The following is an 11,751-nucleotide window of genomic DNA, read 5'->3' on the forward strand; positions in this document are numbered from 1 at the left end:
TAAATTTTATTTTAATTATTCTGCTTACAAAGCATTGCAGATAGCAGCATACTGGTATTTTTTTTATCATTCCGTGCAGGCAAATGGTAATTGACATAGCATTGCTGGCTTGTATCTTCCCCCCATTTAATATGCAATGTGCCAGTATCCTTCATCCCACGAAGTAACACTTTACCACCCTGTCCAACCGCGCTAAGCCATTCATTATTTTCATCATACACGTCAGCACCGAATGGTATATGAGAATGCTGTTCGGTCATAATGTCAAAGACATACGGTGTTCCCACTTTAGTCTTAAAACTAACCTCCACTACCGCACCGGCATCAGGAATAACTGTTGCAGAGGTATTATCCAAATAAACGGAGTTATCAAGCTGGCTAATATCTACATTTACCATATTACGATGATAGGGAGATAAATTAGTGACTACACCATAGCCAGAGTGATCGATTTGGTTATCAGAAGATCCAACATGACTTCCTTCGGCCCCAGGCGCACTAACTAATGCTATCGTATTTGCGCTATCAATATTATCCGGGACAAAAACAAGCCCATCATGGTAAAGGATCATGCCTCCGCTAGCACCCAATGACATTTGCTTATCACCCCGGTCACTGCCGGAGAGTGATGCATTCCATGGACCGAACCGGCTTGCATAATTAACATTTCCCCCAACCTGCGTGAGATTGTTACCCGACTGGTTAGAGTCTGCCGAATATGAGGTGTTCAAACTATAATTGAATCGGTTATCGGTTGAATTACCATTGGTACTGGCGTCAAGCTGGGTAGTGCCGTCAGAATCGCTTCGCAGCCCCATATTAACATCAGTAAACCCATATTTTTTCTTAAAATTTGGGGATAATTTTTCAAACGGTAAATTAAAACTTAGATAAACACTATCATCCGAATCATTATTCTCATCATAGCTGCGTTGAGCGGTAATACTGTATGTTCCCCAACGGAAAGCATTGCTGTACCCTAATGAATATTGGGTGTTGCTCTGCTCTGACCAATATCTATTCCAACTCCCTGACACATACAGCGATCCCCAATATTCATTATAAAAGTCAAGAGGCTGGGTAATATTGACTTGCAATTGATCCTTTAATCTTTGATAGTCACTGATCACCCATTGAGCCTGATTTTGGGTATGTTTTAATTGATCATAAATATTAGTTGCATCACTCAAAGATAAATAATGCTCTGTAGCATAACGCCATGCAGCAACGTTAACTGAGGTTTTACTTTGCGCTAATTGCTGACTATAGGACAAACGGTAACTCGTACCATTCCATTTTCCGATATCAGGCAGCGTGGCATAGGACTGTGTCGCATCAAACGCAAAAGCGCCTAAAGCAGTATTGACGGCGCTTCCTAACAAAAATGCGTCATAGTCCTGGTCTGTTGACTGGAATCCTGCATAGGTAGTCAGTTTGTCAGTCAGACCGTAATAGACAGATGCGGTCGCAATATCAGGGGAATGGTACAATCCATCCTGGTCTAACTGACCTAAGGCAACCTCCCAACGCAGGCTATCTTCACGTAAAAGTTGTGAAACAGAGGAGAAAGGAACCGAAAAATGTTGCTCCCTGCCATCAGCCTCAGTGAGCGTCACATCCAAATCATTTCCGAACCCGGAGGGGGTAATATCTGTTATTTCAAATGGGCCAGGCGGTACAGTGACCTGTTTTATGATATTACCATTCTGTTTAACGGTGACCTTAGCATTGGTGTTAGCTACCCCTTTGATAGTCGGAGCATAACCAGACTCAGCTCCAGTTAACATACGATCATCGTTATAAAGATGAATACCTTTTACTGCTACAGAATCAAATGTATCGCCACGGGTACTGCTTTGACCAATAACCAACTGAGACTTCAGGGAGGCAATATCACGCTGTAACCAGGCCTCTTGACTATCATAGGTAGCTTTATTGCCTGATTCCCAGTTCAGAGCACCACGACTGCGAAACCGCCATTCACCAAAATTGAGCCCATAGTGAAGCCCTGAATACACACTGTCGCTTGAATCATCCGCGTTGTCTGAATGATAGGCATTGACGTCATATGAAAATGTACCGGCAGTGATACCCTCATCCCATAGGCTTGGGTCAATATAACCATCCGGTCTGTTTTCTATATAAAGTTGTGGGATACTGATATTTAACTCTTGCGTTTCCTGATCAAAACGTACTTTTATCCCGGGCGTGACTTTTAGTAAGTTGTAATAATCCTCACCCGCCTTCTTCATCTTATCCTGAGACTTAAGTGAATATTTAATACCTAGCTGCGTCAGTGTTTTTTCAGTAACAAAGGGAGAAATGTTTTTATTACCATCATCAATATATAAGATCGTTGCATTTAACTTTAGCTGATCATTAACAAGGACATCCAAATTGTAATTTCCCGGCATCACTGGATTACCTTCGGCATAACGGCTTACGTCAACATCTTTAGCATTACCATTCAGAAAGCGTGAATCAAACTCAACTTTTTCATCCCCACCCGATATGTCAGGCTCTTGCGCACTCCGACTAAGTTCGTTCAGAGCAACAACAGATCTGGAAGTCGTACCTGCGTCATCACCTGTAATAGACCGCTTTGAAGCCCTAATTTGCTTTGGAAAAGATGAGCCTGGTTGCCTCTCTTTGAGAACCGATTTATGTACATCACGAAAGACATCATTACTTTTTTCACGTTGAACAAGTGTAGTTAATGATGCTGCTTTCATAGCATCAAAGGAAGTATCTTGTTTTTTTCCATCATGCTCTTTCAACGGAACAATAATTCCGGTAGAATTTTTGGCGTTTCCAGATAAAAAAATATTATGCAAGTTATTATTAGCTTGCTGAACAGGCTGACTCTCAATTTTCGCATACGTAGGTACTGGCATTTCACCCGTTGCAGCCATTTTCTAGCTGCGCATTTCGTCTTGATCTACCTTTGAAATTATTTTTTCTCCTGGTCTTGCAACATTCAAAGACGCATTTTCTGGGCCATTTGAATATAAAATACTCCGTATCTTCTGTTCTGCGACATCAGTGTCAGTGGGATCGTCTTCTGCATATTTTACAACAGGAGAAGAATTTACATCTTTTTCATTTCCAACAAGTCCATAAGTTACAAATGAGATAGTCACAATACAAACCCCACTACCAACAAATACCCAACCCCACTTCCTTTTTCGATTTTGATACATATGGAAACTCTTGCTCAATGAATGCTTAGCATGGTTTTGCAAGTAAATAGCGTAATATCATAGAGTAAAATGATATCACTCTATTTACGGGCACAATTATGACAGGCGAATTTAAATGATAAATTCCATGAACAACTATATGACGAATATCATAATGACACATTCGCTGTCGTTAGCCCACCGAAGTCATTAACCACAGAGTAGTTGATTTTTCCATGTTCTGGAATATTGATTCCATTCGATGCGACAATGGGAAAATGTGCAGTCCCAAAAGGACTTAACATTTCCGTATTAATTGAATAATTTTTATCTGCAATGTCAATATTGGCTTTGTCCATTGATAAATAATAGCCACTATTATTCGTCACAGTGAAAAAATAGCCTTTTTTATTGCGTCCCCAGTTCCATTTAACTTTTTTCAGTGCAGACGCCAAATCACCATCCAAAGAACGTGGCCTGTAAATAAATTTGATGCGTGTTCGAAATGCTAATTGAAGCTTATTAGCAGACGCTGAAGAATCATCTTTTGGGGGTACTTCCAGCACATTGAACCAATACAATGATTCACGATCTTGCGGCAACGTTCCACCGGTATAAATGACTCGCACAGTTTGCCCATGGTCTTTATCAATACGTGTAATTGGCGGTGTTATGACAAATGGCGCATCTATTTCATCCGGAGACTTGTTTTCAGTCCCATTATCAAGCCATGTTTGTACGAGCAATGGACGCTCACCACGATTGTCAAGATGGACTGTTACAGCACTTTTGCCCTCTGGATAAATAACCCGAGTCCCGGATATCACAATATCAGCCTGAGAATATAATGGAAATAATCCGAAGAATGTCAACAGAAAAAACCTTATGCCATTGGTACATATGCGCATAATAAGCTCCACTAATTGCTAATAATACGTAATACTAAACGTTGCATTGGTGTGAACCTTACCGGGAACAATTTGATTTGAATCAGAATTAAACTGTGGACCAGGTACATAAGCAGCCGCGAATGAAAAAACGCCACTGCCATTGTCAAGTGTTACAATCTGGGGAGTATCATCCTGACGCCCGATAAAAACTTGTGAACTTTGTGAATTTCCATTATTGAAAAGGACAACATTGACATTTTTTGCTGCATCATCAATCGTCGTATCATTATTTAGAGTACCATCTGTTAAGTTCGCAAACTCTTCAGAGGAAAATGACACTTGTGCCCTGGAAATCCCGGTGGCACAGCCACTAAGCTCAATATCGAAAGGCGTTCGTCCTACACCACCATTTTCAATAGTTGCGGATTCAACATCTTTTTTTGCGACAACAGGCATAACCAATGTCATATTTGAACTTTGTGAACCAGTTGAGTTGGAAATCTTACATGTTTCACCAGTGACACCTCCCGTAAATGTAATAATGCCAACATCACCGTCAGCAGCTATCACTCCTGCAGAAGAGAGCACCGCACAAGCAACACATAGCGAACAACCAACCTTGTACCACGCTGAATAATCTTTTGACATAACCTAAACTCTTATTGGTAGATAATTCTATCATTATGTTTCCCCAAAAGGGAAACAACAGAATTATCCATCATGGCTCCGCAGTAATTCAAGCATACAAAAAGAGTAAAAATAGACATATGTGAGGGAATAAAAAACAACAACGGTCCAAATTAATTTACACTGGCATGTGTACGATTACCTCCCTCCCTCTCCCAGATTAGTCTCCCACTACAGAAACAAATACAGTAACATCCCATTGTTACCAGGAGGTTTTATGCCAAACACACAGTTAAATACGTCGGTTTCAACAATGTCTCCTTCTACTTATAGTACAAGGGATGATCGTAGCGATAACCATAAAAATGGTTGTTTTCATAAATTCAGGATCCGTCTAAGAAGGAACCCGGAGAAATCACTAAATGATTTAAACTATAGTTTATCTTTGTGCGAGCAGACATTTTCCATCACACTTTACATGGGATATAAATATAAAACCATAGAAGCTTGCCGCGATAAGCTAATAAGAGAAAAGATAAAAGCCTTTGGGGTCACGAAGGATCATCCTTATGTATATAATAGAGAGGCCGAGACAAAATTTTTAATAGCTTTGGTGAACAAAAACGCTAGTCGTTTCGAAGCGGGGAAATTTCATTCCCTCCAGGATACTATAAAAGCTACAAATATGTTTGGGAAAGCGGTAGATAAAAAAAGAATTCAATATAGAGAATATCAACTTATGCGAGACAGACGCCAAAATTATTTTAGAAACCAACCCATAGATTACAAATTGCAAATTGAAGTAATGGTCAATGAGTATTATAAGAGATATCAAGAGCAAAGCGCGGCACGTAATCAGTAACCAACATTAATTATTAGGTAAGATTATGGAAAATGCTTTTTTATATAAAAAACGCAATTCAAAAAAAATTTACGTCGGCGATGTCGCTGTAGGTGGTGATGCTCCGATAACTGTACAATCAATGACAAATACTAATACCTGTGATATACATTCCACATTAGAGCAGATCCACAAACTAGAATCGGCAGGAGCCGATATGATTCGGATTTCCGTTCCCACGATGGAGGCAGCAGAGTCTTTTAAGAAATTGAAACAATACAGTCAGATACCATTGATTGCAGATATTCATTTTGACTATCGTATTGCATTAAAAGTCGCAGCTTACGGTGCTGATTGTTTGCGAATTAACCCCGGAAATATAGGTAATGAACAACGGATATCTTCAGTCATTGATTGTGCTCGGGACTGTAATATACCTATCCGTATTGGTGTCAATGCTGGTTCGCTTGAAGTGGATATTCAGGAAAAATATGGTGAACCAACACCGGAAGCACTGCTGGAATCGGCTATGCGGCATATTAATATTCTGGAAAAGAATAATTTCGATAACTTTAAAGTTAGTGTGAAGGCATCTGATGTGAATCTTGCGGTAAACGCCTATCGTTTGCTGGCAAAAAAAATTGAACAGCCATTGCATCTTGGAATTACTGAAGCAGGGGGATTTCGGGCTGGAGCGGTAAAATCTGCTATCGGTATCGGATTATTGCTTGCCGAAGGTATTGGTGATACTTTACGTGTATCTTTGGCTGCAGATCCTGTAGAGGAAATAAAAGTAGGATTTGATATTCTAAAATCCTTACGTTTACGTTCACGAGGGATTAATTTTATCGCTTGCCCGACATGTTCACGTCAAGAATTTGATGTTATCAGCACGGTGAATGAGCTCGAGCAACGACTCGAAGATATTGTCACTCCTCTTGATGTGTCAATTATTGGTTGTGTTGTGAATGGTCCGGGAGAAGCACTGGTATCAACGATAGGAGTAGCCGGAAGTAAGAGTAAAAGCGCACTATATTTACATGGAATAAGACAGAAAAAACGTCTGAATAATGAAAATATGATCGATGAACTTGAGAAGGAAATCCGAATGCTACTTACTCAAGACAGTCATGAGAAATCCTGACATCCTGCACGCCGTAAAGGATGTGAATCCCTGCTACATTCAAGTGTATTAGCTCAAACCTGATCTGACAGTTACCGGTTATTTATACAGATATCTGTCAGATTACATCTGCTTTAAATTTTCTCAACCCAGATGCGCTTTCCATCATCAAGTAACGTTTCTATTGGCGTTCAGCCACAACACAATTTTCCCTGAAGGGCTGGTTCATTATTATAGTGGGCCAGCCATTCATCATGATCCGATTGTAATACTTCAAGATCTCCGTATGATTTTTTGCGGAACATCACCTGATAAAACTCGTTCAGTATCGTTTTTATGAAACATGAGGGTTACCGCGTATTTTGTATAAGGATTCGACGCCCATATCAAAATCGGTAACTCTCAACCTTTCAAGGCCATAGGTCAGATCAAGTCGCGAGTAATACAGCTCAGCACCTGTCCCGGTCACAAAAAGCCTCCGACAATGAAGTGATTTTTATAGCAGCAGGCAAAGCCACCTATGAGATCAGACTACGAACAGACATTAACTCAAAATAATTTCGTCGATCAGCGACCGAACTATTTTCGAGTAAATTAGATTGTATCGTTCTAATGTAATCATTAAGCATTCGGAGATGTGGGCTTACCTGTCTGGCATGACTATCACGCCCGATAAATAGCGAACACATCTTCGAAGGATCATTAGCTTGGGTGATTCTGACACCAATAATCACTTTCTCATTTAGCCTGTTAGTATAAACATAGGTTGCCCCTGATAATTCTACAGGTGGATTTTCTTGGGTATGAAACGCAAACAAGCCTGGATTGGAAGCTACTTTTTTATCAAAATATGTCTGCTCTGCATCGGATGCACGTTTTGTTCCATACAATGCAGAGAATGAAACTTGATTATTTGATCGCAAAAAGAACTCATTTGTTTCTTGACGACTAGTAACCGTTGATTCTATCGCCCTGTTTCCTCGAATACCAGAGTGAAGTAATGACTGAGGAAGATATTCTGCACATAATGGTGTTGGGGGATTATTTGTATGGACTATTACAGATAAACGCGCTGTAGGATCGCGAGTTAAACAATTCATCAGTCCAGTTTCAATTGTTGCTTGCATACCTACCGTGATTTTTCTATTCTTCTCATCGTCTTGTTGCTGACTCCACATACCATCCGATATCAATATATTCTTACATGCTATCATGTCACGTCTATGCGCTTCTGCAGTAGAAGCATCCGAACCTGGCAGTATTGGGGTGTTGTGAATAAGGCTATCAATCTCTTCTGCCAGAACTTGAGGCAACACCTGAGCTCTACTGATATTCATAGCATAAGAACTGCTATTTGTTATCTTCATATTATTTTTACCTCACCTTATTAAATAATGTGCGATATAGAATATAAACTTTACCTACGATAATATTCGATGGATTTCTGGAGTTGATAACAATATCCATAGAACCACCAGAAACAACTGAAAGAGAAAAATGATGACATCCACCCGTTGTTTTATATATTTAATACTCTCAACTGATTGAACGTTTCAACAACAAGATCAGCTATTTTTACATCTAAATTTCCCAGTATATTCTTGTCCTGGATTGGAAAGCCTTCGCTATTCACTACCACATTGCTATGTAATAAAGTTTTTATGCTCATTAGAACAAAGCCGGCATAAAGAATGTCTGCTCATACCGGCAATCATTAAGATATGGATTATCAGAAAATATTCTCTAAAAAATCAGTGCTAATAAAAACGCACAAGCCACAATTGTGACTATACAACAACCAGCAAGAAAAATCTTTGCTCCAATGGTAAAGTTCATTACTCCCCCCCTAAAATTTTAGGGAAAATAACTCATCGTTAGTTCGTCTGGATAGAGACTCTACGATTCAATGAATAGTTCTCTTCCTGATCTGATAAACTATGTTTAGTTGACAAATGTTTATTGAACTTTGAAGTACTTCCTTGCGCATGTACAGATATATTTTTTTTATTAATGCCCTGCTCAAGCAATAATTCCCTGACATTATCTGCTCTACGGCTGGAGATGATAAAATTATTTTTTTCACTCCCTGTTATATCACTATAACCATCAATGTTGAATTTTGTTACCGAGTCTGGTTTTCTTTGATGATAAAAATCAATAATTTTCTGTCGATTATTTTCTGAGAGAATATACTGATTAAATGGATAATAGATTACCAACTCATCGTTTAGCGGTACAGTTTCTGATATCGGCGGTTTAACATCCTCAACTGGATGACTTATAATAGTTGGTTGCATCGATTCGCTAGCCTGGCCGAAATGCCATGTTATGCCAAGAGATAAATACCCATTATTTAGGGTAGCTGAGGTCGCCGCATCATTCTCAATATGTCCCGTCCATTGATATTCGATGCGCGATGTCATATTCGAACTCCAGCTATGCTCAACCCCTATAGCAAGTAAAGGCGCTATGCCTGTACCAACCTCACTTTTATTAATATCATCGTTACTCATATCGCTACGGTACCACATACCACCCACTCGTCCATACAGATCCTGGCCTGACAAAGAGTAAGTAAATTTACTGCTCAGGGTGATTCCCTGCACATCTATGGATTGACCATCATTTCCCTTCACACTGCCAAGGCTGTTAGCGCCCCCCTCCAATGAAAACCATGGCGAGAACTGATAACCAATAAAACCACCAAAGCCGATAGTATCCTTGCGATGGCTTTCAGTGAAGTTATTGTTGTCAAATTTTGACCAACCAACATTAGCACCTGCGTATAACCCGTCACTAGCAGCATGAGCCTTAGTAGCCAAAGGTAGCAATGGCAGCAAGATCAGGCAAAAAGTTTTTCCTGTTAAAAGATGTTTAGTGCCCACACAATTATCCCAATATGAAAGTTGAATTCTTCACAGGGATATTAGCAAAATCAAACCACACACAAGAGAACAACAAAGGACTCCAAAAAATCCAATTTTACCCTCTAATTTTAATCATTGCTAAAATTTCAGAAATCGCATGAAAAAATGGCGGCGTGATGTATTGACCGATAGCAATATCTTTATTCAACCCACGAGCAAGAGGTATATTTTCAATTACAGGAACACCTTCTTTCTCTGCAATTTCTATTATTTTTAAAGCCTGATAATCAGCGCCTTTAGCAACAACCTTTGGTAAAGGTGTAGTATCTTCATTGTAATAAATGCATATTGCCAGGTGGGTGGGATTTTTTATCACGGCACTAGATTTCTTAACCATCACCGCTAAACTGCCACTTTGTATCTCCTGGTGTAGGGAATGGCGATGTCTTTTTATTTCCTCATTCCCCTCCATTTCCTTAATTTCTTTTTTAACTTCTTCATGTGACATTTTTAGATTTTTCAGCAATTCATAGCGTTGGTAAGAATAATCAGCAAGAAAAAAAACAATATAGCATAACACTACCACTCCCCAAAGCCAAAAAATAATCTGCACTGTTACTTGCATAGCCTCAATAGGTTTCAAATACACCATATTTCTAAGCGAGGGTGTATATTGATGAAATAGATAATAAAAAGCACAGCCAATTACTGCCATCTTAACTACATTCTTTAATAATTCAACAAGAGACTTTATCGAAAGTATATTTTTCAGATTCTTAACAACATCAAGCTTATTAATTTTAGGGATCAGTGATTTACTGGAAAATAAAAATCCAATTTGTCCTATATATGATGCAATTGATGCAAAAAACAATATTAAAAACATAAAAGTAAGATCTTTAAAAAAGAAAGAACAAAGTGCTGAAAAAAATGCAGCAAACGCTGTTGGCAGGGGTTGTTCAAATTGTTCAAATGTTAGCAATAGTATTTCACTTAAATCCTTCCAAATATCATTACCAAAAGTATAGAGGTATAATAAAATAACAGCAAGCTGAACACCTGCTGCCAGTTCATTACTTTTGGCTACCTGTCCTTCTTCACGCGCTTCCCGTAATTTTTTAGGTGTCGGGGGGAGTGTTTTTTCTGTACTCATTGAATGTTTCCCCAAAGAGTATGAAATGACAATAGATTACTTGAGATTACATGCCCTAGATCACTCAGCGAAAACCCAATGGTTATCATTAAAACCAGCAATGCAAGTATACTTTTTATCGACATTGCCAAAAAGAAAACGTTAAGCTGTTGCGCAGTTCTATTAAGTAACCCCATACCAACATCAGTTAGTAACATAATTGCAGCAGCTGGCAATGAAAACCTTAGAAATAAATTAAACAATAAATCCCATTGCTGCTTGATAAATATTAGTAACTGCTGATTAAAGGCAATATATTTACCGGGAGGAAATAAAACATAAGACTCATATAAAGTCGTAATTAGTGCATTCATCCCACCACAGCTAAAAAAGACAACAGTCAATAATTGAGAAAAAAACACACCAAGTAACGTTGATGATTCAGAGAGAGTCGGGTTATAAATACTGCCCATTGATGAACCACGCATAGTATCAATCAGAAAACCAGCAGAATCAATTGCCCAAAAAGGAATTCCCGCAACAAACCCAATCAATATCCCAATCACAATTTCCTGGCACATTACCAAAAAAAGTGGAAATCCTATAGCATTATCCTCTATAAGAGCATTACTCGCATCTATTGCAGGATATATAGGGACAACTAACAACATGATAATTGAGTTACGAATTAATGATCCACCGATATTTTTACTCTCCAGTAATGGCATTATCAAAAATAATCCAAATGGCCGTAAACAAGCCATAAAAAAATGCGGGCCAAATTTTACGACACTCAATAGAATATCATTCACAACATTACCTGTTAATTTGCTGGAATATCAGATTGGTATAGTTAATCAAAGAATTTCCCATCCAGTTATAAGTCATAACAAGTACTATTGAAACAACTACCAGTTTAATCAGGAATGGAACTGTTTGATCCTGAATTTGTGTTACAGCCTGTATAAGGCTAATAAGTACCCCAACGATAGAGGCTGCCGCAACTGTGGGTAGAGAAAGCCATACAACAATCCATAAAAGTTCCACTCCAAGATGAGCTATAACTGCATTATTCACTATCATCTACCCTAA

11 protein-coding genes and 1 pseudogene are annotated in these 11,751 nt (G+C 38.8%); 2 read left to right on the forward strand and 10 right to left on the reverse strand.

The window, feature by feature from the left end:
- Positions 1–11: 11 nt before the first annotated feature.
- The 4 genes from AC3G3F_RS15950 to AC3G3F_RS15965 all read right to left on the reverse strand — a co-directional run bounded on the left by AC3G3F_RS15950 (position 12) and on the right by AC3G3F_RS15965 (position 4,717).
- The gene (locus tag AC3G3F_RS15950) at positions 12–2,912 is read right to left on the reverse strand and encodes an outer membrane usher protein (protein WP_488395317.1); all 2,901 of its coding nucleotides are present in this window, start codon (positions 2,910–2,912) and stop codon (positions 12–14) included.
- Between the two features lie 3 nt (positions 2,913–2,915).
- Positions 2,916–3,200, reverse strand: coding sequence for a hypothetical protein (locus tag AC3G3F_RS15955; RefSeq protein WP_488395318.1), 285 nt, complete (start codon positions 3,198–3,200; stop codon positions 2,916–2,918).
- 149 nt (positions 3,201–3,349) lie between these two features.
- Positions 3,350–4,087 (reverse strand): fimbria/pilus periplasmic chaperone, encoded by a 738-nt coding sequence (locus tag AC3G3F_RS15960; RefSeq protein WP_053508650.1) that lies wholly within the window; start codon positions 4,085–4,087, stop codon positions 3,350–3,352.
- An 18-nt stretch (positions 4,088–4,105) separates the two neighbouring features.
- Complete coding sequence (locus tag AC3G3F_RS15965) at positions 4,106–4,717, reverse strand: fimbrial protein (protein ID WP_063390178.1); 612 nt, start codon at positions 4,715–4,717, stop codon at positions 4,106–4,108.
- A 256-nt stretch (positions 4,718–4,973) separates the two neighbouring features.
- On the opposite strand from AC3G3F_RS15965, the gene AC3G3F_RS15970 reads away from it, so the two are divergent.
- Together AC3G3F_RS15970 and ispG are read left to right on the forward strand one after the other, a co-directional pair.
- Complete coding sequence (locus AC3G3F_RS15970) at positions 4,974–5,558, forward strand: hypothetical protein (RefSeq protein WP_053529194.1); 585 nt, start codon at positions 4,974–4,976, stop codon at positions 5,556–5,558.
- Between the two features lie 25 nt (positions 5,559–5,583).
- Positions 5,584–6,681 (forward strand): flavodoxin-dependent (E)-4-hydroxy-3-methylbut-2-enyl-diphosphate synthase, encoded by a 1,098-nt coding sequence (ispG, locus tag AC3G3F_RS15975; protein ID WP_488395321.1) that lies wholly within the window; start codon positions 5,584–5,586, stop codon positions 6,679–6,681.
- A gap of 173 nt (positions 6,682–6,854) precedes the next feature.
- On the opposite strand, the pseudogene AC3G3F_RS15980 reads toward ispG, so the two are convergent.
- The 6 genes and pseudogenes from AC3G3F_RS15980 to sctS all read right to left on the reverse strand — a co-directional run.
- Positions 6,855–7,001: pseudogene (locus AC3G3F_RS15980) on the reverse strand (IS481 family transposase); the annotation flags it as partial.
- Between the two features lie 177 nt (positions 7,002–7,178).
- Positions 7,179–8,027, reverse strand: coding sequence for a hypothetical protein (locus AC3G3F_RS15985; protein ID WP_488395323.1), 849 nt, complete (start codon positions 8,025–8,027; stop codon positions 7,179–7,181).
- Between the two features lie 507 nt (positions 8,028–8,534).
- A complete protein-coding gene (locus AC3G3F_RS15990) occupies positions 8,535–9,545 on the reverse strand; it encodes an outer membrane beta-barrel protein (protein WP_488395325.1) in 1,011 nt (336 codons plus the stop codon).
- A gap of 97 nt (positions 9,546–9,642) precedes the next feature.
- Entirely contained in the window at positions 9,643–10,680 is a 1,038-nt protein-coding gene (locus AC3G3F_RS15995) for an EscU/YscU/HrcU family type III secretion system export apparatus switch protein (RefSeq protein WP_079796561.1), read from the reverse strand.
- Positions 10,677–11,471 (reverse strand): type III secretion system export apparatus subunit SctT, encoded by a 795-nt coding sequence (gene sctT, locus AC3G3F_RS16000; RefSeq protein ID WP_488395327.1) that lies wholly within the window; start codon positions 11,469–11,471, stop codon positions 10,677–10,679. The genes AC3G3F_RS15995 and sctT overlap by 4 nt, the downstream gene beginning before the upstream one ends.
- Before the next feature lie 4 nt (positions 11,472–11,475).
- Positions 11,476–11,736, reverse strand: coding sequence for a type III secretion system export apparatus subunit SctS (sctS, locus tag AC3G3F_RS16005; RefSeq protein WP_053508710.1), 261 nt, complete (start codon positions 11,734–11,736; stop codon positions 11,476–11,478).
- Positions 11,737–11,751: the final 15 nt, after the last annotated feature.

This window comes from Salmonella sp. FC25216 (assembly GCF_057751355.1).

What these genes read in the sequence shown, in the direction of transcription:
- AC3G3F_RS15965 (WP_063390178.1), bottom strand. Translation starts at nt 4,717, where the DNA reads ATGTCAAAAGATTATTCAGCGTGGTACAAGGTTGGTTGTTCGCTATGT.
- AC3G3F_RS15960 (WP_053508650.1), bottom strand. Translation starts at nt 4,087, where the DNA reads ATGCGCATATGTACCAATGGCATAAGGTTTTTTCTGTTGACATTCTTC.
- AC3G3F_RS15970 (WP_053529194.1), top strand. Translation starts at nt 4,974, where the DNA reads ATGCCAAACACACAGTTAAATACGTCGGTTTCAACAATGTCTCCTTCT.
- AC3G3F_RS15950 (WP_488395317.1), bottom strand. Translation starts at nt 2,912, where the DNA reads ATGGCTGCAACGGGTGAAATGCCAGTACCTACGTATGCGAAAATTGAG.
- AC3G3F_RS15955 (WP_488395318.1), bottom strand. Translation starts at nt 3,200, where the DNA reads ATGTATCAAAATCGAAAAAGGAAGTGGGGTTGGGTATTTGTTGGTAGT.
- AC3G3F_RS15985 (WP_488395323.1), bottom strand. Translation starts at nt 8,027, where the DNA reads ATGAAGATAACAAATAGCAGTTCTTATGCTATGAATATCAGTAGAGCT.
- ispG (WP_488395321.1), top strand. Translation starts at nt 5,584, where the DNA reads ATGGAAAATGCTTTTTTATATAAAAAACGCAATTCAAAAAAAATTTAC.
- AC3G3F_RS15995 (WP_079796561.1), bottom strand. Translation starts at nt 10,680, where the DNA reads ATGAGTACAGAAAAAACACTCCCCCCGACACCTAAAAAATTACGGGAA.